General features: G+C 68.3%; 17 protein-coding genes, 1 tRNA gene and 3 pseudogenes. 10 read left to right on the top strand and 11 right to left on the bottom strand.

Annotated elements, in window-relative coordinates:
* Positions 1-251: 251 nt before the first annotated feature.
* Positions 252-1,127, top strand: coding sequence for a polysaccharide deacetylase family protein (locus ACIRR9_RS14190; protein WP_403750990.1), 876 nt, complete (start codon positions 252-254; stop codon positions 1,125-1,127).
* A 197-nt stretch (positions 1,128-1,324) separates the two neighbouring features.
* Here the strand turns inward: ACIRR9_RS14190 and ACIRR9_RS14185 are convergent, their stop codons facing one another.
* The gene (locus ACIRR9_RS14185; protein WP_403750988.1) at positions 1,325-1,534 is read right to left on the bottom strand and encodes a 4-oxalocrotonate tautomerase family protein; all 210 of its coding nucleotides are present in this window, start codon (positions 1,532-1,534) and stop codon (positions 1,325-1,327) included.
* A 65-nt stretch (positions 1,535-1,599) separates the two neighbouring features.
* Here ACIRR9_RS14185 and ACIRR9_RS14180 point away from each other — a divergent pair, with 65 nt between their 5' ends.
* Positions 1,600-1,902: a hypothetical protein gene (locus ACIRR9_RS14180; RefSeq protein WP_403750986.1), complete on the top strand. Its 303-nt coding sequence runs from the start codon at positions 1,600-1,602 to the stop codon at positions 1,900-1,902.
* Positions 1,903-1,926: 24 nt separating this feature from the next.
* On the opposite strand, the gene ACIRR9_RS14175 is transcribed toward ACIRR9_RS14180, so the two are convergent.
* On the bottom strand, positions 1,927-2,688 hold the full coding sequence (locus tag ACIRR9_RS14175) for an SDR family oxidoreductase (protein WP_403750984.1): 762 nt from the start codon (positions 2,686-2,688) through the stop codon (positions 1,927-1,929).
* Positions 2,689-2,765: 77 nt separating this feature from the next.
* Between ACIRR9_RS14175 and ACIRR9_RS14170 the strand changes: the two genes are divergently transcribed.
* Entirely contained in the window at positions 2,766-3,635 is an 870-nt protein-coding gene (locus ACIRR9_RS14170) for a helix-turn-helix transcriptional regulator (RefSeq protein WP_403750982.1), read from the top strand.
* Between the two features lie 345 nt (positions 3,636-3,980).
* Here ACIRR9_RS14170 and ACIRR9_RS14165 read toward each other — a convergent pair whose 3' ends face one another.
* The gene (locus tag ACIRR9_RS14165) at positions 3,981-4,553 is read right to left on the bottom strand and encodes a TetR/AcrR family transcriptional regulator (protein ID WP_403750980.1); all 573 of its coding nucleotides are present in this window, start codon (positions 4,551-4,553) and stop codon (positions 3,981-3,983) included.
* Between the two features lie 126 nt (positions 4,554-4,679).
* On the opposite strand from ACIRR9_RS14165, the gene ACIRR9_RS14160 reads away from it, so the two are divergent.
* Positions 4,680-5,753, top strand: coding sequence for a hypothetical protein (locus ACIRR9_RS14160; protein ID WP_403750978.1), 1,074 nt, complete (start codon positions 4,680-4,682; stop codon positions 5,751-5,753).
* A 197-nt stretch (positions 5,754-5,950) separates the two neighbouring features.
* Entirely contained in the window at positions 5,951-6,604 is a 654-nt protein-coding gene (locus ACIRR9_RS14155) for a hypothetical protein (protein ID WP_403750976.1), read from the top strand.
* Positions 6,605-6,663: 59 nt separating this feature from the next.
* Here ACIRR9_RS14155 and ACIRR9_RS14150 read toward each other — a convergent pair whose 3' ends face one another.
* Positions 6,664-7,554, bottom strand: coding sequence for an MBL fold metallo-hydrolase (locus tag ACIRR9_RS14150; protein ID WP_403750974.1), 891 nt, complete (start codon positions 7,552-7,554; stop codon positions 6,664-6,666).
* A 1,308-nt stretch (positions 7,555-8,862) separates the two neighbouring features.
* Here ACIRR9_RS14150 and ACIRR9_RS14145 point away from each other — a divergent pair.
* The 3 genes from ACIRR9_RS14145 to ACIRR9_RS14135 all read left to right on the top strand — a co-directional run bounded on the left by ACIRR9_RS14145 (position 8,863) and on the right by ACIRR9_RS14135 (position 13,218).
* Positions 8,863-9,276, top strand: a complete 414-nt coding sequence (locus ACIRR9_RS14145) for a hypothetical protein (RefSeq protein ID WP_403750972.1) — start codon at positions 8,863-8,865, stop codon at positions 9,274-9,276.
* Positions 9,277-9,396: 120 nt separating this feature from the next.
* Positions 9,397-10,380: a hypothetical protein gene (locus ACIRR9_RS14140; protein ID WP_403750970.1), complete on the top strand. Its 984-nt coding sequence runs from the start codon at positions 9,397-9,399 to the stop codon at positions 10,378-10,380.
* A 159-nt stretch (positions 10,381-10,539) separates the two neighbouring features.
* Entirely contained in the window at positions 10,540-13,218 is a 2,679-nt protein-coding gene (locus ACIRR9_RS14135) for an ATP-binding protein (RefSeq protein ID WP_403750968.1), read from the top strand.
* A gap of 43 nt (positions 13,219-13,261) precedes the next feature.
* Here the strand turns inward: ACIRR9_RS14135 and ACIRR9_RS14130 are convergent, their stop codons facing one another.
* From ACIRR9_RS14130 to ACIRR9_RS14115, 4 genes and pseudogenes are all read right to left on the bottom strand, one after another.
* The gene (locus ACIRR9_RS14130) at positions 13,262-13,804 is read right to left on the bottom strand and encodes a hypothetical protein (protein ID WP_403750967.1); all 543 of its coding nucleotides are present in this window, start codon (positions 13,802-13,804) and stop codon (positions 13,262-13,264) included.
* Between the two features lie 217 nt (positions 13,805-14,021).
* Positions 14,022-14,240: pseudogene (locus tag ACIRR9_RS14125) on the bottom strand (transcriptional regulator); the annotation flags it as partial.
* 209 nt (positions 14,241-14,449) lie between these two features.
* A pseudogene (locus ACIRR9_RS14120) lies at positions 14,450-14,695 on the bottom strand (GNAT family N-acetyltransferase); the annotation flags it as partial.
* Positions 14,696-15,569: 874 nt separating this feature from the next.
* The gene (locus ACIRR9_RS14115) at positions 15,570-16,076 is read right to left on the bottom strand and encodes a hypothetical protein (protein WP_403750966.1); all 507 of its coding nucleotides are present in this window, start codon (positions 16,074-16,076) and stop codon (positions 15,570-15,572) included.
* Between the two features lie 393 nt (positions 16,077-16,469).
* Between ACIRR9_RS14115 and ACIRR9_RS14110 the strand changes: the two genes are divergently transcribed.
* Both ACIRR9_RS14110 and ACIRR9_RS14105 read left to right on the top strand, forming a co-directional pair.
* Positions 16,470-17,468: a DUF1259 domain-containing protein gene (locus tag ACIRR9_RS14110; RefSeq protein WP_403750965.1), complete on the top strand. Its 999-nt coding sequence runs from the start codon at positions 16,470-16,472 to the stop codon at positions 17,466-17,468.
* 135 nt (positions 17,469-17,603) lie between these two features.
* Positions 17,604-18,415, top strand: a pseudogene (locus ACIRR9_RS14105) (tyrosine-type recombinase/integrase); the annotation flags it as partial.
* 78 nt (positions 18,416-18,493) lie between these two features.
* Here the strand turns inward: ACIRR9_RS14105 and ACIRR9_RS14100 are convergent.
* The 3 genes from ACIRR9_RS14100 to ACIRR9_RS14090 all read right to left on the bottom strand — a co-directional run bounded on the left by ACIRR9_RS14100 (position 18,494) and on the right by ACIRR9_RS14090 (position 21,200).
* Positions 18,494-18,569: transfer RNA gene (locus ACIRR9_RS14100), tRNA-Arg, on the bottom strand.
* A 217-nt stretch (positions 18,570-18,786) separates the two neighbouring features.
* Positions 18,787-20,277, bottom strand: coding sequence for a hypothetical protein (locus ACIRR9_RS14095; protein ID WP_403750964.1), 1,491 nt, complete (start codon positions 20,275-20,277; stop codon positions 18,787-18,789).
* Positions 20,277-21,200 (bottom strand): hypothetical protein, encoded by a 924-nt coding sequence (locus ACIRR9_RS14090; protein WP_403750963.1) that lies wholly within the window; start codon positions 21,198-21,200, stop codon positions 20,277-20,279. The genes ACIRR9_RS14095 and ACIRR9_RS14090 overlap by 1 nt, the downstream gene beginning before the upstream one ends.
* Positions 21,201-21,361 lie beyond the last annotated feature (161 nt).

Genomic DNA, 21,361 nt, shown 5'->3' with positions numbered 1-21,361 from the left:
TCGACGGCTTGGGAAAAGGCCCTGCCCGATCGCAAGCGACGCGTTCCGCGGTCGGCTGGAACCCCGCCCGCGCCCCCGTCATCAAACCAGGTGAACACGGCTCTCCTGGGAGCCCTGCACCAGCCCGCTCGTCCGAGGGGGCACGGGTTCGTGACGGCACAATCCTCTCGCACCTGATCATCAACCACTTTTTTTAACTATCAAGTTATTTCATATGATCAAGCGTCATATGCAGACGGGAGCGAGGAACGGTGCAGCGGAAGAGTCGGGACAGGTTCCACAGGTCGCTGGCGGTGACGGGGACGGTCGCGGTGGCCGTTGCGGTCGGCGGCTGCGGTGCGGTCGGCGGCAGCGGAACCGGTCACGCAGCCCGTACCTCGCGGGCCGCCGCGCCCAAAGGCGGCTCGGGCGGTGTTCCCCACGCCGCCGACGTCGCGGCCTGGCGCAGGTGGGGCCTGACACCGCTGCGGACCGCTCCGCAGCCGCCCGCCGACAAGCCGGTGAAGCTCTCCGCCACCGGAACCGTGCCGGTACTCACCCACATACCGACCTCGCAGAAGGTCGTCTTCGTCACGGTGGACGACGGCCAGGAGAAGGATCCCGAGTTCATCAAGATGATGCGGGACCTGAAGATACCGATCACGATGTTCCTGATGAACGACGCCGTAAAGTCGGACTACGCGTACTTCAAACGGCTGCAGGCGCTGGGCAATCACATACAGAACCACACCCTGCACCACCCCGTCATGAGCTCCCTCCCGCTGGCCCGTCAGCAGGAAGAGGTGTGCGGCGACCAGAAGATCCTCACCAAGGAGTACGGCACCGCCCCACTGCTGTTCCGGCCGCCCTACGGCGCGTACGACAGCAACACCAGGACCGCGGTCGGGGAGTGCGGGCCCCGTGCGATCGTGTGGTGGCGCGAGGCCATGCAGATCCGCAACATGCAGTACCAGACGGCGGACAAGAAGCTGCGCGACGGCGACATCATCCTCGCCCACTTTCGCGGGCCCTCCGAGCTCAAGGGCCACACGATGACCCAGATGTTCGCCAACATGCTCAGGCGCATACAACAGCAGGGGTTCGCCGTGGCACGACTGGAGGACTACATCCAGCCCCCGGCCGGCTGAATCCCGGGGAGCCGAAAGTCCTGTTCCGTGATGCGCCGGTCCACCGCCGCCGCCGATCGGCCCCGGTGCGCTCGTGACTCGCGACCCGTGACCTGACCGCGGCGCGTGCTCAACACGACCGTTCCGCCGGTGAGCAGGCGGAGCAACGGCCGTATGAGCCCGGCACCGTGGCACCGGGCCCATGCCGGTCATCGGAGTCAGGCGTCGCCGTTGAGCATGGCCGCGGTCAGGACGTTGCCCGCGACTCCCCAGCCGCCGTCGGCGACTTCGTCGACGAGTACGACGGTGGTGGGGCGGGCCCGCTCACCGTAGATCTCCGTGTACAGATCCGTGGTGCGCTCGACGATCTTCTTCTTGTCCTCGGCGGTGATGGTGCCGGCGGGGACCTTGAAATGGGCGAAAGGCATGGAGGCTTCTCCTTGAATCGACTTCTTCCGCGGAGGCGGAGGAATCTGTCCGAGGGGCGAGGCCGGTGGCCGTTCCCCCGAAGGTGCTGAAGTGGTCGGAGACCGGCGTGCGCGGCAAGCAGTTCGCGACGCGGATCGATGTGGGTGCCGAACGGGCGGGGCGTTCGCCATGGGGCGCACCGAAGATCCGGACACGGCTGTCCGAAGCCGCGCTCCTACTTCGGTTCGGTGATCGCCGCGACGGCGGAGGTGTCACGGCCGGTGGTGGCGCGCAGGCCGGTGTGGACGGTGCGGCCGGCCCCGGCCCCGGCCAGGGCCTGTGCGGTGAGGTCACCGAGGCCGTTCGGCGCGCCGATGACCGCCGGTGACGACCAGGACGTTCGGCCGGGCTGTCACACCAGGCCGCCGTTGGCGCGCAGGATCTGGCCGTTCACCCAGTGCCCTTGCGGACTGGTGAGGAAGGCGACCACGTGGGCGATGTCCTCCGGTGTGCCCAGCCGCTCCAACGGCGGGGTCTTGGCGAGCCGGTCGATCTCGTCGTCCGTCTTGCCTTCGAGGAACAGATCCGTGGCCGTGGGGCCGGGAGCGACGGTGTTCACAGTGATGTCCCGGCCGCGCAGCTCGCGGGCGAGGATCAGCGTCATCGCCTCGACGGCGCCCTTGCTCGCCGCGTACGCACCGTATCCAGGGAACTGCGTACCGACCACGGAGGTCGAGAACCCCACGAACGAGCCGCCCGCACGCAGTCGCCGTGCCGCCTGCTGGGCGACGACGAAAGTCCCCCGGACGTTGGTGCGGTGCATGGCGTCGAGCACCGCCAGGTCGAGCTCGGCGATGGGCGACAGGGCGAGCCTGCCCGCGGAGTTGACGACGACGTCCACGCCGCCGAACTCCTTTTCCGCCTGGTCGAACAGCGCGGCGACCGCGTTCTCGTCCGCCACGTCACCCTGGACCGCGATCGCCTGCCCGTCGACGGCGGTGATGGCTGCCACCGTCTTCTCCGCGACGGCCGCGTCGTGGGCGTAGTTCACCACGACGGCCAGTCCGTCCTGGGCGAGTCTGTGGGCGACGGCCCGGCCGATGCCACGTGATCCGCCGGTGACGACGGCGACCCGGGTGGCCGAGGAGGGACGGGGGGAAGGAAGTGCGTTCATGCCTCCAGGGTGAACAACGCCGGCCGGCGGAACCAGGGGATGTCATCCCCTGTGTCCGTGGCCCGGCCGAGCACAGAATGAAGACCATGGGTTCTGCTAAACACACCGAACTCGGGGCCTTCCTGCGTTCGCGGCGGGAACGCATCCGTCCGGCCGAGGTGGGGCTCCCCACCGGGCCCCGCCGCCGGGTGCCCGGGTTGCGGCGTGACGAGGTCGCCCAGCTCGCCGGGGCATCGGTGGACTACTACAACGAGCTCGAGCGCGGAGCCGGGTCCCAGCCGTCCGAGCAGATGATCGCCGCCCTGGCCAGGGCGCTGCGCCTGACCGCTGACGAACGCGACCACCTCTACCATCTGGCGGGTCGCCCGGTGCCCGTGCACGGCGGAGCCGCCTCGCACGTACACCCCGGAATGCTCGATCTGCTCCAGCGCCTGACGTCGACACCTGCACAGGTGATCACCGACCTGCACGTCACCCTGGTGCAGAATCCGCTCGCGGTGGCCCTGCTCGGAGACCAGTCCGGCTTCCGGGGCGCCCGGGCCAGCTTCGTCCACCGGTGGTTCACCGAGCCCGAAGCCCGGCGGCTCTACCCGGAGGCCGACCACGAAGCCCAGTCCCGCGCCTTCGTCGCCGACCTGCGGGCAGCCGCCGCCAGGCGGGACGCGAAGGACGCCGAAGCCGGCTCGATGATCGGTACGCTGCTCGGCCTCTCCGCCGAATTCGCCGCACTGTGGGCCGACCACGACGTGGCGTTCCGGCGCGACGACCGCAAACGCCTCAACCACCCCACGCTCGGTCTGATCCAGGTCAACTGTCTCAACCTGTTCAGCGAGGACGGCCGCCAACGCCTGCTCTGGTTCACCCCCGCAGTCGGCACGGACAGCGCCGACCTGCTCGACCTGCTCACGGTCATCGGCACCGAGGAAATCGCCGACCGCTCGCCGTGATCGCGGGTGGGGATGCCCCACCCCTCTGAAGTGCTGCCGCCGGCCGCTGCCTTGAGGATGCCGGTGAGCCGATGCCCGCCTGGGCGTACTGGTCCGCCTTGGCGTACTGGTCGCCCTTCAGATCCGGTCGGCGGTCTCCGAGCCCGGCGACACCAGCGGGTGGGGTGACATCGGTCGTGTCTGCGCGGTACACGGCGACGTCCGGGTGGCGATGGGTGAGCGAGAGGTCCGGAAGCCGGACGCCGAAGCCGGCGTCGCCGCTCCACTCCGGGCCCGCGGCGGTGTCCAGGGCGTCAGCCGGAACCCGGGCCGGCCGGTTGTGTCGCCCGGACTCGGCAGCGGATGTCAGACACCTGGTTGCGGGGCGGGTGACAGTGCGGCGCGGGCGGCGGAGAGGACCTGCTCGGACACCGGGGAGTCCTTGGTGGCGCGGGCCAGGAGAAGGGCGCCGAGCATGGTGCACAGCCGGGCGGTGCCGTCCTCGTCGTCGGTGGCGAGCCACTGGGTGAAGTCCTGCACCCCTTCGGCGTAGGTGCGGTGCGCCCCGTGGTCGCCGCTGTCCCGGGCCATGTCGGTGGCGAGCGCGGCGACGGGGCAGCCCGAGGCGGGGTTGTCCCGGTGCCGGACGGACAAGTACCCGTCGATCAGGGACTGCTGGGCCTCGGCACGGTGCCCCTCGTGCTCTTCGAGTGTGGTGGCGTGGAACTCGGTCAGTTCGCCGAACGCGTGGGTGACGGCCTCGTCGATCAGAGCCTCCTTGGAGGCGAACTGCTTGTAGAAGCCGCCGTGCGTCAGGCCGGCCGCCTTCATCAGCTCCGCGACGCTCACGCTTGTGCCCTGCTCGCGGAACAACTGAGAGGCCTGCTCCACGACCCGCCGGCGGTTCGCCTGTGCCTGCGCCTGTGAGACGCGACCCATCGGGCACCTCCCTTTTGGATGCTGGACGACATCTATCGTACGGTGCTTATTAGATTGCTTCCATCATCTATTTGAGGCGCTCCTGTCCCCTCATCCAAGGCCGCGCCCCTGCACCGGAGACACTTCATGGCCACTCGCCTCGGCCCGGCCGCCGAAGCCGACCTGATCACCGCCACCGCCACCACCCCCTCCCCTTCCCCCTCCCCTTCCACCTCCGACTCTTCCGCCTCTTCCGCGGCAACCGCGCCACCGGTCCGGCTCTGGCTCCAGCCGACCGTGATCGCCCTGGTCGTCGTGGCGGCCTTCATCGGCTGCTACGTCGGCCTGCAGCGCGACCCCCAGCCGCACCGGGTGCCGGTGGCTGTCGCCGGGCAGGAGCTTTCGGGCGAGGTACGCCAGGTGCTTGGTGACAGCGTCGATGTCCATCCTGTCGCCGACGCCGCCACGGGGCGCGTCGAGGTGGAGCGCCGCGATGTCGTGGCCGCGCTCAGCGGCCGTCCGGACTCCGGCCGGTTGCGCCTGGAGGTCGGCGGGGCCAACGGGCTGTCGACGACGACGGCCGTGAAGAGCCTGATGGGCGCCTACGCCCACGGGACGGGCCAGCGCCTGACCACGGTGGACGTCGTCCCGTTCGCCCGGTTCGACTCCCGTGGACTGGCCGGGTTCTACATGGCGTTCGGCGTCACGCTGGCCGGCTTCGCCCTCGCCCAGAACGCCCTGGGCCTCGCGAACCATCTGCACCTGCGCCACCGGTTCTGGCTGCTGTCCGGTGCCTCGGTGGCCATCGGTATCGTCGCCACCGTCATCGCCGGACCCGTCCTCGGGGCGGTGCCGGCGCCGGTGATGCCGATGACCTTCACCCTGACCCTGCTCGCCGCGGCAGCCGCGTTCACCACCAAGCTGCTGGGCACCTATCTCGGCCCGGTCGGCGTGCCCGTCGCCACCCTCTTGCTGCTCACGGTCGGCAACTCCACCAGCGGCGCCGCCATCGGCCCGGACCTCCTGCCCTCCGCCGCTCGCGCCGTCTCCGCGCTGCTGCCGCCGGGCGCGGCCGTCCGCGCCGTGACCGACCTGAGCTACTTCCACGGCGCGCAGGCGGTGCAGCCATTGACCACCCTCGCGCTGTGGGCGGTGATCGCCGCCGTCCTGGTGGGCCTGCGCCCCCGCCTGAGGCGGCGGCGCACGCACGCACGCGGGTGACCATCTGCCCCACGATCAGCCGGCCCTTCCCTCTGTGCGCCGGCAGGATTCGGACCTGTGACACCCGCTCCAGGTGCGAGGTCGAGCGATCACAGGCGTGACCTGGGGATCTGGGGACGACAAGGGCCCCGCCCTCCAGCGTGCCGTACCACCGGATCACGCCGCCCGAGGTCTCGTTGTGGGCGTTGGTGCGTTCGGTGTCGAAGTCTCTCGGGCCGGACCTTCGGCTCGCGCTCGTCGCGACGGACGAGGAAAGCACCCAGCGCCTGCAGACGCGGCTGAACACCGGGACGACGTGGGTGAGCCGGCTTCTGCAGCACGCCGTGTACAGGCTGCTGAGTGACCCGCAGGTGCACGAGCTGACCGCCTGCGTCGAGGCGGACAAGGCGGTCATCGGTATCTGCCTGGGCGCCCAGCTCGTCGGCGAGTCGCTCGGCGCCGCCTGGGCCCCCAGCCCGGACACGGAGATCGGCTCCTTCCCCGTCACGCTCACGGCCGCCGGCCGTGAGCACCCCTTCCCCACCGGCTTCGGGGACTCCTTCGACACCGGCCACTGGCACAACGACATGCCGGGCCTCACCGACGACGCGACCGTGCTGGCCACCAGCGCCGGATGCCCCCGCCGGATCGTCGCCTACAGCCGCTACGTGTACGGCTTCCAGTGCCACATGGAGTTCACCCCGGACTGCATCGAGGCCCTGATCGAACAGGACGAGAAGGAACTGGCCGCACTCGCCGACCGCCCCTACGTCCAGCAGCCCGATCAGCTGCGCGCCAACGACTGCACCGAGATGAACACCAAGCTCATGACGTTCCTCGACCGGCTCGCCGCGGACTACGCCGCCCGCTGAGGCCGGACCGCCGCAGAGTCACAGTGTCCGGCTGCTGCCGGCCGCCTGGGCCGCGCTGCCTACTCCTGGTGCCCCAGCCTCACGATCATGTTCGGGTGGCGCTCGCCGAGCGCCTTCAGGGCGAGCAAGCTCTTGATGCTGGGTTCGCGCTCCTGCATGTAGGTCCCGGGTTCTACGCCGTTGTCCCAACCCCAGCGCGTGTGGCTGACGTCACCGGTCATGAGCACCGGACCCGCCGCGGTGCGGGCGAGGTAGGAGACGTGTCCGGTGGTGTGCCCCGGGGTCAGGATCGCGAAGAACGAGCCGTCGCCGAACACGTCGTTGACACCTTCGAGCCTTCCGCCCGGGTCCTTCGTGAACCGGAGTTCCTCGAGCGGCGGCCGTCCGGCCAGGAGGTGGTTGTTCGTTCCCTGGGCGAACAGGTTCAGGAAGAGCGACGCCTCCGCCTCATTGGCGCCGGTGTAGATGGGGACGTCCTTGGGAACGTCCGGGAGTCCGGAGACGTGATCGAGGTGGAGATGGGTCATGAAGACCCCGTTCAGGGGAACTCCCTCCGCTTCGATGATCTCCGCGGTGCTCTGCTGAGGGTGCATCTTCTCGATGCCCCCGTATTTCCTCAGCATCATTCCGACCCCCACGCCTACGGGGTCCTCCAGCAGCCGCCGTGAAACGCCCGTGTCCACCAGGAAGAAACCCTGCGTGGGGTGCCGTACGACGTGGGCGTAGATCTTGATCGGCTCCTTGTGGTCGGTGATCCCCGCCGCGACGGCCTTCGGGTGCTTGATGTTGAGCAGCCCCGTGATGGGGGCCTCCCAGTCCGCGCCGATCGTCCTGACCTCGACCGGCCCCGGCTCGTCGATCACGGACTCCATGGCCGCCGCGCTGATCGGCGCGCCGATACGGGCAGGCTTCGCCTTGTGGGTCGTGGTCTTGAAGGCAAGCATTTTCATCGTTGAACTCCCGTTCCTGAATAGCTGATGACTGATGACTGGTGCGGACCGTTCCGCGAGCCGTGCGGCTCCGGGCCTCCGTTCGGGCCGACGTGCCGCTGCTAACGGATGCGCTGCTCGCGGGCGTGGGTGTCGAGGCGGGCGAGTTCCCTGACGTAGACGCGGTGCAACCTGCGCGGCGCGACGATCCGCTCGACGAAGCCGGCAAGCTCACGCAAACGGCCCCGGACGAGGAGTCCGAGGCCGAAGAGAGCGCCTCCCCGGGGAGAAATCCCAGGTCGGCAACGAACTACATGGTGCCCCCGGCAGGATTCGAACCTGCGACACCCGGTTTAGGGGAGACCCTATAGCCTGCCCTGTCTGTGATGGCCTTTCCCTGGCTTCACCGTTCCTGCTGGTCAGCGCCGTGCTGTCTGCCGCCCGTGTCTGATCGTTCCCTGTCTTTACACGGCCTTCCGTTCCCATGACGTTCCCATGAAGGGCCCCACGAACCCGTGGGCACGAGGGCGAGGAAGTCGGCTGAGGTCGGCTGCGGTCGCCGAAGCGGTGAGCACCGCAGACTCCTTGGGGGCGACGAAGGCCCGTCTCTGTCGGGGGTTCGGGGGCGTTCGGCTGTCTACGTGCACCCTGTCCGCACTGCCGAGGACAGGTTGGCGGCTCGGGAGCACGATGTGCATGATCGGTCGTATGCGTTGAACCCGGCGATGGACCACCAGTTGCCGGCGCTGCCGGTGTTGACCACCTTGACGTAGCGCGCCGTCTGCGTCGCGAAGGTCACCGCTTCGACTGGTTGACCCGAGGCTATGGAAGCGACCCTTGTCCAGTCACTTCTGTCCGTCGACACACGAGGGGCCCGCCTAACGCGGGCCCCTGCTCCTCGCTTTCGGACAACAGCCCTTTTCGGGCCGTACCAGGCTTCCGTTACGCCCCGTGCACGCTGAAGGTGAGCTAGAACCGGAGTTCGGGCAGCAGACTGTGGTCAACGGATTCGAACAGCTTGGTGTCGGTGGCCGCCGCCACTCAATGGAGGTCCGGTGTGGGGGTCCATGGTGTCGGCGGTGCGGGCGAGCACGATCGCGTGGTCGTTGACGTGTGCGCCGCCCGTCCACATCTTGGTGCCGGTCAGCCGCCAGCCGTCCGCGGGCCGCGGTCCGCTCCGCGCGGGTCCGGTCTCAACGACAAGCGAACGTCAACCTGCCGTCATGGAGGTGGCGGGCCGGCGCGCAGAGGATGTGGTGCATCAGCGGGGGCGAGAGCAGGGACCATCCGGGAACCCGTCGCTTCCTGTCTGCAGAGGGGACAGCTCCCATGCAGTTCCGCACAAAACTCGCGGTGGCGGCGACGGCCGGTCTGATGGCCTCCGGGCTCGCATTCGCCGGTGAGGCACAGGCCTCCTCCGGGTCACCCTCCGCGCTCTATTCGCGGACGTGCTCCGCCAGCTACGGCTCCTTGCGGACCTTCTACTTCACCAACTACCAGGGGTCCTGCGACGAGTTCTGGGCCACCTGGCACGACACCTCCGGCCTCACCTTCGGCAACGGCGCCGCCGTGAACACCGGTGGGGTCTCTAGCGCGGAGAACGACAACTGGCGCAACGCCAACATGTACTCCGCCCCCTGGGGCCAGGGGAACCTGCACATCCAGTACGCCGGAACCTCCAGCAACAACCTCAACGGCCTGGGCCTCCTCGGCTCGCTGAGCTGGACGCCCGACTGGAACTGACGCCGGTGTCCTGACCCGGTATCGCGGACCGGCCGGCGCGGCGCGCCACGGGGGTGGGCGCCTCGCCGGCCGGTCACGCACCCGCCACCCGTACGTCATGAGGGAGCAGAGGTCCCGCCCGTGATCCCGAAGTCGAACCGCCCTGGCCGCGCTGTCGGCCTGCTCCTGCTCGCGGCCTTGCTGACCGGCGCCGCGACCGCTTGCGACGGCCCCTCGGCGGCAGGGCTCCGGCCCGCAGCCGGGCATGCCACAGCCGACACCACCGACATGCCCCTGCCGGCCCGGGTTCCGGTGACGTCGGTCGGCGCGTCGCCGACCGCCTGGCAACTGCCCATGGACGCCTACCAGTACACACCGGCCCAGTCCGCCAAACTCCAGGCCGCCGTTTACTCACTGGCCAACTCATGTATGCGCGGCCTGGGTTACTCCGCCGACCTGCCCACGCGGCTGCGCCCGGGCCCCGACCACAACGCCTTCCGCTACGGACCGGTGACCAACGCCCAGGCGGCGCAGGGTTACCGCTGGATGCTGCGCAAGGCCGCGCCCGCCGGCGCCGGCACCCCGAACCCGACCCGCGAGGAGTACGGCGCCCTGCTCGGCAAGTCCGCGCGGGGGCGCAACGGGCGCCCCGTTCCCGAGGGCGGCTGTTTCGGCTCGGCTCACCGGGCCCTGGACAGCCGGGGCGGCCGCATCGACCTCCCCGACGTGATCCGCGCCATCGCCGACAACAGCTACGCGCTCTCCCAGCGCACCTCTCAGGTCCAGTCAGTCTTCCACGCCTGGTCGGCCTGCATGCGGCAGGCCGGATACCGCTATCCGGACCCGACCGCGCCCGCCCATGACGCGACGCTCGTCGGCGCAGCGCCCAGCGGCACCGGCCCGGTCCCGGCGGCGAGCCCGCGCGAGGTGGCCGTGGCCCGCGCGGACGTGGCCTGCAAAAGCCGGGTCGGCGTCCTGCCGGTCTGGTACTCCGTCGAACGGACCCTGCAGACCGAGGCAGCCGCCCGCCATGCCGCGGAACTGGCTCCCGTCCCGGCCGCCATCGCCCGTACCATGCGCAACGCCACGGCCGCCCTCAACTCCGGTGCTCTTCCCGCGGTTTGACCGGTCTGGATTTTGACCGGACCATGCCCTGAACGACCGCTGGGCCGCCTTGCTTTCCCCGGCGGCCGGAACAACAGTTGAACCGGCGCAGCCCGCCGGGCCGGAAACGGTCCGACCGGCCTGTGCCGTTTCGGCGGTTGACCATTTTCAGGGGGGAAAATGGGCGGTGGTTCCTTCGGGGAGCTTCTGCGCGCATGCCGGCTCGCGGCCGGCTGGACGCAGGACGAACTGGCCGACCTGTCAGGGGTGTCGGCCCACTCGATCAGCGTGCTGGAAGCGGGGCGAAGGCAGCCGCGGCTCTCCTCGGTGAGCCGGCTCGCCGATGCCCTCGCGCTCGATCAGCGCCGCCGCGAACAGTTACTCGCGGGGGCGCGCACCGTATCCGCCCCGCCCCGCGCGGCCGTCGCCGCGGAAGCAGGGCGGCCGCGTCCGGGCGCGCCATGCCAACTTCCGTACGACACCCGGCTGTTCACCGGTCGCGCCCGGGAGCTGGACCAACTGCTCGCGCTGGCCCGGTCGGCGCCCGCGGGCAGTTCCTCCGGCATGGTGGTGATCTCGGCGATCGACGGCATGGGCGGCGTGGGCAAGTCCGCGCTGGCCATCCGCGCAGGGCACCGGGTACGCGCCCAGTTCCCGGACGGGCAGCTCTTCGTGGACCTCCACGGGCACACGGCCGGGATCGCCCCGGTCGCCCCCGCCGACGCCCTGGACTGGCTGCTGCGTTCGCTGGGCGTGGCGCCGCAGCAGATACCAGAGGAACTGAGCACCCGTGCCGCCCTGTACCGGGAGCGGCTCGCCGACACCCGCACCCTGATCGTCCTCGACAACGCGGCCAGCAGCGCGCAGGTGCGCCCGCTCCTGCCGGGCACGCCCGGCTGTCTGGTCCTGATCACCAGCCGCAAGCGGCTGACCGGCCTCGACGACGCGCACAGTCTCGCCGTCGACGTGCTCCCGGACGCGGACGCGGTGGCGCTGCTGCGCGAGGGCGCGGGCCCCGGTCGTGTCCCCGCCGGCCATCCGGCGGCCGACGAACTCGTCCGGCTCTGCGGCCACCTGCCGCTGGCGATCCGTATCGCCGCCGCGCGGCTGCGCCATCATCGCGGTCTGCGGCCGGAGGACCTGGTGGCCAGGCTCCGCGACGAGCACCAGCGCCTTTCCCATCTGACGGACGAGGACCGCAGCCTGACCGCCGTCTTCGCGACCTCCTTCGCCTCCCTCGCCCCTGACGAACAGGACCTGCTGCGGCTGCTGGGCCGCTTCCCCGGCTACGACGTCGACGCCTGCGCCGTCGCCGCCCTGGCCGGCGCCGACCCCCGCACCGCGGAACGGCTGCTGGAATCCCTGCTCCACCACAACCTGCTGATCCAGCGCACCCCCGGGCGCTACCTCTTCCACGACCTCGTCGGTCTCTACGCCCGCTCGAAGGCGGGGGAGTTGACCGGTGAGGGTGAGAGGGACCTCGACGCCCCACTGCGCAGGCTGGCCGGGTACTACCAGCACGCCGCCGCGCGGGCCAACGAGCACCTGGCGCGCCGTACCCGCCCCGGCCGGCGCCCGGAGCCGGCGGCCCCACCCGCTCTGCCCGCACTCGCCGACCGGGCCGAGGCGCTGGCCTGGATGCGCGGCGATCACCGCAACCTGCTCTCGCTCCTCGGCCACCCCGCCCTCGCGGACGTCCCCGGGTTCACCGTGTCGATCTCCGCCGACCTGGCGGCCTTCCTCCTGCTGGAGGGCCACTGGAGCCAGGCCGCCGCGCTGCACGGGTCCGCGGTGACGACGGCGGCGGCCACCGGCGACCGCCGCGGCGAGGCGGACGCCCTGTGCGACCTGGGCCGGGTCCGGCACGCGACCGGTGACTACCGCGGCGCCGCGGAGCTGTACGAGAGAGCCCTGGCGATCCACCAGGAGCTGGACGACCGGCACGGCGAGGCCAACGACCTGCACGAGCTGGGCCGCATCCGGCTGCTGACCGGGGACATCCCGGAGGCGGCCTGGCTGCACGAACGGGCCCTTATGGCCTTCCGGGCCCTCGGCGACCGGCTCGGCGAGGCCCGCGCGCTGTGCGACCTCGGCCGGGCCCGGCACTCCTCGGGCGACTCCCCCGCTGCCATCGAGCTGACCTCGCAGGTGCTCGCCCTCTACCGGTCCATGGGAGACCGCCGCGGCGAAGCCGCCGCCCTGCACGACCTCGCGTACATCCTGGACGAGACGGGCGACCGGGACGGCGCAGGGAAGTTCTACCAGGAGGCGCTGACGATCTACGAGGACCTCAACAGCGTGCAGGGCGTGGCCAACACCCTGCGCGGACTGGGCCGGGTTCGGCACGCCGTCGGCGACCACACTGTCGCGGCCGAGTTGCATCAACGCTCCCTGGACGCCTGCCGGGAGGTGGGCAGTCGCCATGGAGAGGCCGACTCGCTGCTCGGCCTGGGCCGGGCCCGCGACGCGCTGGGGGACAGCCGCGACGCCGTCGCCCTGTTCCAGCAGGCGCTGGCGCTCTACCGCGAGATCGGCAGCCGCCTCGGCGAGACCAGGGCCCTGCTCGACCTCGGGGCCCTGACCGAACGGACGGCGGACCCGCGCTCGGCGCTGACGCTGCATCAGCAGGCCTTGGCGCTCGCCCGTGACACCCGCAGGCTGCTGGACGAGGCGCACGCCCTGGAAGGCGCGGCCCGCTGCGCCCTCGCTCTCGGTGACCGCGCGGCCGCCCTCACCGGCCTGGAGGACGCCGTCGCCCTCTACCGTCGGCTCGGCTCACCCGCCACGGCGGAGACCGCTGCCCTGCTCTCCGTCCTGCGGGCCGAGCCCGCGCGCCCTGGTGCGGGGCGCGGGGCTTGACCTCATGGGGCGACCGGTCCGGGCACCCGCTCCTGAGGAGCGGCTACAGATGGTTGTTTTTCTCCACACCAAACTCAACTGCCGTCGGGGGACCGCCGGTTACGCTCTCTTGTCGCCCCGGTCCGCAGCTGCCACAGGCGTGCGGTGAACTTCCCGTCAGGCCGCTGTACAGCCAGCCACGGTCGGCGAGCTTGGTCATCTTCGCCCGCAGCGGCTCCAGCTTCCCGCGCACCCCCACCTCAAGCCCCAGTTCCTCACCCACCGCCTTGACCTGCACCGAGCCGCCGACGGCCCGCACGATCGACAGGATCCGGTGGTAGTCGGCGGGCAGCGCGGCCTCGTCGTCCGTCTCACCACGGTGCGGGATCAGCAGCACCGCACGCCCCGCCACCTGCGCTTTCACTGGGGCCGCCGCCTCAGCAGCCTCCGTACCGGTCCGGTCCTGTTCGGCCAGGCGGAACAGGACCAGCTCGGCGATCCCCAGCTCCGCCCGCCCGGCTTCGACCTCCTGAAGCCGCTTGGCCAACTCCTCGACGAGCGCGTCCAGTTCGCTACGGCGAGCCGTGATCCGCTCCAGATCGGACATCCCCACACCCTCCCCACGATCCCCGGCGTACCGACACGGTGACGGATCGTAGGCGGCCCGCTCACGCAGGCGCAGCAGAATCAGAGAACCCTCCCGACCGACCGGTCAGACGATCTTCATCATGGACACCCGCCGCCGACCAGTCCGAGCACCCCCGACCCCGCGCACACCAGCCCACCCGACCTGCACTTTTCACGATGCACACTGCTCAATGCGCTCAGGGCGCCAAGGATGGTGGGGCGACCGTTCGTGCGTGGTTATGAAGGTCCCGCGCGGCAGCGATCTTCAGGTGGGGGCGCAGAAGGCCGAACATGGTTGTGATCCGGTCGTCGGCGCGGCCGGACTGGACCATGGGGTAGTCGTCGAGCGCCTGGTGCCAGGAGGCGCAGGCCGCTTCCAGGTGGCCGATTTCTAGTTGGCGCTCAGCGAGGGTGGCACACTCGCAGCCCTCACGTTCCAAAGACGCACCAGGCAATCGATGTCCTTGCAGAGGTTTCCTGCCATTACGGGCTGGTAGATGTTACGACGAGCCCAAGCCCCGCTCGGTCGCCCCGTCTGTGCGCCCAACATGTTCAACGAGGCCCCGCCCGACGTGCTCCGAGACCGGGCCCCGAGGGTCGGTTCCGGCGCTGTCCGCCTCTTGGGTCAGCGGGTGTCGCGGATCATCACGGTGAGGACCGGTGGGGCCGGTGACGGCTGGCTTTGCCCGATGTCTTCGTACCCCCATGCTCTGTAGAGCGCGTGGACCTTTCCGCCCCCGGCGGCCGAGTTGACCATGAGTGTCACGTACGGCTCGTGGCGCGTGGCGAGGAGGGCGTCGTGGATACGGCAGGCGGTGCCCGTCTTCCGCCAGGCCGGCCGGACGCCGGTCTCCTTCAAGGCCACGGCCGGATAGGGAGGTCGGCCGAGCCCGCACGGCTCACCCCGGCCCCCTGCCTGCCGAGGGTTTCGGAACCTCCCGCCCCGCACCTGCACCGTCCGGCTCGTGCGCCGAACCCTCAACACCGCGACGAGAAACGACACGTGGTTCCATGGCGCCCGCCCTCCGGCGTATCTCCTTGCCCTGGTGCAGGAGTTGGCCGGGCGGCGCATCGCAGTCGGAGTGTTCGACGGCACCCGTCGGCGGGATCTCGGCGTGACCTGCACCCCCCGAGGTCGGTACACCAGGAAGCGCGGCGGGCGCTTCGTGCGCATGCAGTACGGAGCCGAGGCACGGGACGCCGGGCGGGTGTGCGCCAGGGTGATCGAAGCGGTGAGCGCCGCTTTCGCCAGCGGATTCTCCAGATGCGCGAGCTAGGTGTTTCCGCCCCGCTCAGCATCGGCCAGAGAGCAGTTCACCGGGGATGGCAATTCCTCCTAGATCATGATGAAGCTATACAAGGTGACCACGAGGCAATCGACGAAGAGTTACTGCTCACTACTCATCGTGCCGTTCCCATCGGGTTCCCATCTGGGACAAAAGCACCCCTCTGTGATCCCCGCGGAGGGGCGTTATGTCCAATTATCTGGCATTTTGTTGTGCCCCTGGCAGGATTCGAACCTGCGACACCCGCTTCAGGAGTTCGATCCGAGCGCGACTCTGTGGCTTCAGCGGGTGGCCGGGCCGGACGTGTCGGGCCACGCACGGCTGCTTGCGTGCGGCATTGTTGATGTCACCCGTGGATGTCAGGGAGCAGTTCCGGTACCGCCCGGACCTCCAATGGCTCGACCAGCCCGTCGGCCCAGCCCCACCGACTTGCTGTGTGGCGCACTCCGCGGCATGTGACTACAACTCGCTCTGCCGATCCCAATACTCTGCGGGGAGGATGGGGGAGCGGCGGTAACGTTGGACCAACCGTTCGAAGTTTCGCCCTTCCAGGGGTGATGAGCGCGTGCGGCGATCCAGAATATAGGGCTCGATGGCGGACCAAACTTGAGGTGGGGATCGATGGAAGCACGCCAGCACCAGGTCGAAGTCGAGAAGACCCTTCTCGACCAGGATACCTAGCATTTCAAGTTGATCGTGAAGCTGCCAGAAGGTGTGGAAATCCTCTGTGCTCATTCGAGTCGGATCGAAAGCTTCCGGAGATCCAAACTCGCCTGACAGGAGCCGATAACGAAATTGGCGCGCTCCGGTTGTATGATACTTTTCCTGGAAAGAGATAAGCAGGTGCACGTGCCGCGACAGGCGCGCTTCCTTGATCTGTGAATAGGCGAAAAAAGAGGCGACGATTACCACTGCGCTACCGATTGCGGCACTGACTGCACTGATGGCCGTCCATGTGTCCCCCATGTCTCCAGTACACCAGTCAGTCAAGCCGGCGGGTAGATGTACCGGTGGCATTGCTTGGTCCAACCGCTTGGAAAGCTGGTCAGTGTCTGTTGCCTATGGTGCCATTGGGGAAAGCCATTGCTCGGCGTGCTCGCCTCTCGATGCGAACTACAGGCACGACGGTCGCTGAGGCCGAGCATGCTGGTCACGATGTCGCCAGCGGTTTGCGTCGATCGACCCCGGTCGGTGTGGTTGCTGTACTTCCCTGCTGCACACCACAGACCGGCCGTTCACGGTCCCTGCTTAGGAGCGAGGTCGGGTGTTCGCCAGGCAGCGCAACTGGTGGGTTGCAGCTGTGTCGATCAACGGTCAACGCGGTCTTCCGTGCTTCCATCGCGTCAGGAGGCATATTACATGGATGATGAGCGACAGCAGGACAGCAGCTCCCGACTTACCGCGTCCCGGCGCGGTGTGCTGGCCGCAGTAGCCCTTGTGCCGACTTTCACCGGCGTGCCCGCCCGGGCCCGCGCCCTGTCTTTCGAGCCTAAGGGCCGCGATCTGGTCGAACCGGTGATGACCAAGCTGGCGGACTGGGCGGACGTGGGTAAGGCTCTTGGTCGCCCTGGTGACATGAGGCGGTTCATGTACCACACGGCTTTTCCGCGCCAAGACCTCACGGTCTTTTCCCAGGGCATTCTGATCAAGCCTGCCCTCGCCCTAGGCACGCATGTGTCCTTTGTCGGGTACGCAGACCACAGCACGCTCATGATGGGGGACATCGTGGTCACTGAGTGTGAACTGCAGCATTTCTGTGACGTCCTGCAGGGGCGGGGAATCATGCTGACCGCCATCCATAAGCACTTGCTGGATCATAGCCCGGATGTCTGGTGGGTTCATCTGCATGCTCACGGCCACGATCCGGTTGCCGTTGCTCGCGGTCTACGCGCGGCGTTGGACCGCACCAGCACCCCGCCTGCCGAACCTATCGCCCTCTCGCCGTCCGTCGACCTGGACACTGCCTCGATCGACGCCGCCATGGGCGTCAAGGGGGCTGCTAGCGGCGGCATCTACACGTGCACCTACGTCCGCCGTGAGACCATTGCCGACGGCAATTTGGCCTTGCCTCCGGGACTGGGCGCCACTACCTCCGTCAACCTTCAGCCACTCGGCGGCGGGATGGCCGCGGTTAGCGGTGATCTGGTCATGATCGCCAACGAGGTCCAGCCCGTCCTCATGGCCCTGCGCCGCGGCGGGGTCGAACTCGTCGAGGTACATCACCACCACCTCAACGACGAACCTCACCTGTTCTTCGTCCACTACTGGGCTGTCGGCAATGCTGTCAGGTTCGCCGAGGCCATTCGCCGGGCTGTAGACGTCACCAACGTTGTACCTATGCCTGCAGTGGGACTTTAAGTTTGACAGACTCACATAAGGCTCTGCCTTAGCTTGCACCGGCGCGACGTGAGGTTAGCGGCGCCTTAGCGTTACCGACCGCCCCACCCACGACGTGTTCTGACCTCATGCACGGTGCGCCCGCCCGGAGGAGCGAAGCGACGACGGGTGCTCGACAAGGTCGACCAGGGCGTACCCGTGCCCACCAAGTCCGCCAAGCTCTCCGAGTGGCTCCCGTACTGGCTGGACAACGTCATCAAGCCCCGACGGAAGCTCAGCACCTTCGACAAGTACGAGGCACACGTCCGCCTCTACCTGGTGCCCCGCCTCGGTACCAAGCGCCTCGAATCCCTCGGCGTCGCCGACGTCCGCCGTTTCCTCGTCCGCCTGGAGAAGGAGACCACCGCCGCAACCGCCAAGGAATCGCACCGAGTTCTGCGTTCCGCGCTGTCCTCCGCTGGTCTGACCTCGACCTCGACAACCGTGTCCTCTACGTCCGCCACCAGGTCCAGCGCCGCCGTGGCGTCCTGTACGACGACGACCCGAAAAGCCGCCGTCGTCGAGCCGTACCGCTGCCCGCCCTCTGCATCGCGCCCCTGCGCTGGCACCGCATGCGGCAAGCAGCCGCCCGGACCAAGGCGGGGGAGAGGTGGCAGGACTCCGACTACGTCTTCGCCACCCGCACCGGCCGCCCCGTCGAGCCGCGCAACCTCTACCGCTCCTTCACCCGCGTCGCCGAGTCCGCCGGCCTCCGCGTCATCCGGCTGTACGACGCCCGCCACAACACCGCCACTCTCCTCACGGCGGCCGGGGTCGCACCCCGCGTCGTGATGGAGATCCTCGGACACTCCCAGATCAGCATCACCATGGACGTGTACACGCACGTCGTACAGGACACCCAGCGCGAGGCCATGAGCCACATGGACCGGCTGCTGAGGAACAGGAAGAGGCGCCCCGGTCGCCAGTGATCGGCGGCGACCGCCCCCGTTGATGTCAAAAGTAGATGTCAAAGGCCCCGGACCATGATCGGTCCGGGGCCTTTTGCCTGGTGCCCCCGGCAGGATTCGAACCTGCGACACCCGCTTTAGGAGAGCGGTGCTCTATCCCCTGAGCTACGAAGGCGGGGATGTGTGGGCAAAGGTGTTGGAAATCCACCCGAAGTGGGGCGATCTCCGCCCCTTGGGGCCCAAACATCCACAGGGTGCCTCCGCCGAAGCGGGGCACCGCCTACAGTCTAGCGGGTGCCGGCAGTGCGCCGAGGCGTGACGCGGTGCTGCCGAGTGGCTTGCGGCCGATCGAGGTGCTGCTGGCCCCTCGGGTGCATCGGCGACCCGTGCGCCTACCTCGTCCGCCTGGTGATCCCGAGGGCCACGGAGTTCTTGGCCCAGGCGTAGCCGATGTAGATGAGCAGGGCGCCATCGGCCCCGTATGCAGGGATGCGGCGGAGGCGATGCGTTTCATCGAGCGTGGAGAATGTGGATTCACTGTCCTGACGGAACCCGATGAGCCGCTCTCCAGCCTCCGTCCCAGGTGGAACGATTCTGAGATGTTCGGTCCTGTTGAACCTCGGACGCTTCGTCCTTGGATCCAGTGTTTGATCCTCGCGAGTTTCATACACTGGAATCCTTTCCGTGTGCGGTCCGTATCGGCAGAGGATCTCCAGGACGTGGTAAAAGCGACTCTCGTTTCCGTCTCTGAATTCGACGTCCTTGACGGGGATCGGATTGTACAGGGTCTTGCCGTCCACGGTGAGTAGTCGATCACACGCGCGCCCTTCAGCCGCGTAGACATCGTGGGTGCATCCCGCAGATTCATATCGGTATTTCTTCAGGGGTTGAGGTTTGAGTCCGTCGTATTGGCGTGTGAAGACTGTCAGGCCAGACCTGATTAGTGGAGCTCGATGCTTACCTCGCCAGGCTTTGTCGTAGACAATGGTGTGGTTTCCTGGAGCGCGGGCGCGTATCTCCCTGGCCAGACGGACTGCGACCCGGGCTTCTTCCTGACGGTCTGGATCCAGCACTTCAGACTGGTGTCGCGCGGTGTCTACGTTGAGGATCACGCGACTGTGTGGTGAGCATTCGTCGCGGACCGAGAATGAGACAATCTTGTTGCCGTAGATTTCTCGGTCGCCGCCTTCCAGTTGCATCGTGGCGTCCGGGTCGACCCTGTGAAGCTTCAGTTCCCCGGTCTTTTTGTCTATGGTGAATTCTTCAGTCTGGTCCGAGGCCGGTTTTGCGACGGTACCGTCACCGGTGATGACTTGGCTACGATGGGGACGCACCAGGGTGCCTCGTCTTTTCCTCGCGAGTAATCCCTGTGTGAGTGCTTGGTTTATCCAGGCGTCGCGGCTGGCCTCTCGAAGCTCTTGTAGTACGTCGAGCATCTTGGGTCTGAAATCGTGCCAGTGATGGCGTTGGGGGCCTGTTTCGGGGAGGCCGTCCGCCGCGGCGTCACCGCGAATCTGTCGTACGCCTTCTCGGACGGTCTTCCATATGTGCTCATGCTGGAAACTCGCACAGGCCATCTCAGCGGTGTCGAAGATGGAGATCGCGGCGAGAAGGATCATGTAAATGAAGGGAGGGTACGCAGGGCGGCGGCCCCAGGTTCCCGGGGTGCGCGCAGGGAAGACCTTGTCGGCCACGTCGTACAGATCAGGATTGGCGACAAGGAGTTCAAGGCGCTCCAGTTCGGGCAGGGACCGGGCTGAAGGACCGGGTGGTTCTGGGTGGCTGAGGCTGAAGATGTCTCTGGGCACCGGGCCCATGACGTAGTCCGGTTTCCGCTTGTTCTTGGACTTGGAGGCGGGGGAGCGCCGCTTCGGCGCCCCCATCAGATTTCCTCCTCCGCTGGACGCCACTCGTAGCCGGCGAGCTTGGCGGCACGGTCCAGCGAGGCGAGACCGAGACGCAGTGCCACCTCGGCGATCTGGCCGGTCTCTGTAAGGATCTTGGCGGCCAGCCAGTTGGAGACGTCCCCTGGCGTGGCGGACCGGCCTTCGGGAGCAATACCACTGGCGCGCACGACCTCGCCGAAGGTGGTGCAGATGCTGGCCTGCAGCCGGTAAGCGGGAGCGGTGCCGTTCGTGGTGAGTGTTTGGGAGTGGTCCGAACCGGACTGGCGCTGGACGTAGTCAGCACGCAGTCGGAGGACTTCCCGGTTCCACGGGTCGTCGAGCGGGCAGTAGCGGGCGGTGATCCGCCGGGCGCCTACGGCCCAGACCCGGTCGTTGGCAAGGTCTAGATCGGTGGCTCCGGTCAGGCCGATCTCGCCCGTGTGAAGGCCGCACAAGAGCAGCCCGAGTACAGCAGCATGCCTGGTCTGAGGCATCCCTCGTTCGGCATAGAAGCGAAGTTGATCGATGTCAGCGTCCGTCAGGACACCGACGGGCCGCGGTTGCGAGCGCGGGATCGGAGGGCAGTCCAGCAGAGGCGCACGAATGGTCAGTCCGAGCCGTCGGGCTTCCGCGAACAGGGCGTCGACGGATGACCGGCGGACCCTGCGCGTACTGTCCGCCGGGCAAGTGACCAGCCGACCTTGACGGTTGTGCCCGGGTGCGTCGATGAAGGCCTGAGCGACGGTGTCAGTGACGTCGTCGAGGCGTTCGAAGCCGAGCGCGCGGGTGAACCGGAGAAGTCTTTCCGCATTGGTGATGTAGGAGTCTGCTGTCTGAGGGCTGAGAGTCCCGCGGGCAACCTTCTCCTGCCATTCCCGAGCGACCTGCTGTAGGGCCGACCGCAGAGTGACCCTACGCACGAGGGCCTCCCCCCGGGACGGACCGGTTTGCCTGGGGCGGGAGTGCGAGCTGGGGAATCAGCGAAACGTATGGGGTACGGCGCGCTGGCGCGCTACCGTGACTAATGGCTCTCGCTCTGTGTGAGGGCACGCCAAAGCCCCCTTCCTCGCGGTTCGCGCCG

Source organism: Streptomyces sp. NPDC101234, assembly GCF_044767525.1.
GTDB lineage: Bacteria > Actinomycetota > Actinomycetes > Streptomycetales > Streptomycetaceae > Streptomyces > Streptomyces sasae.
The sequence above is the reverse complement of the archived record's forward strand: the minus strand, read 5'-3'. Positions and strand labels throughout refer to the sequence as shown.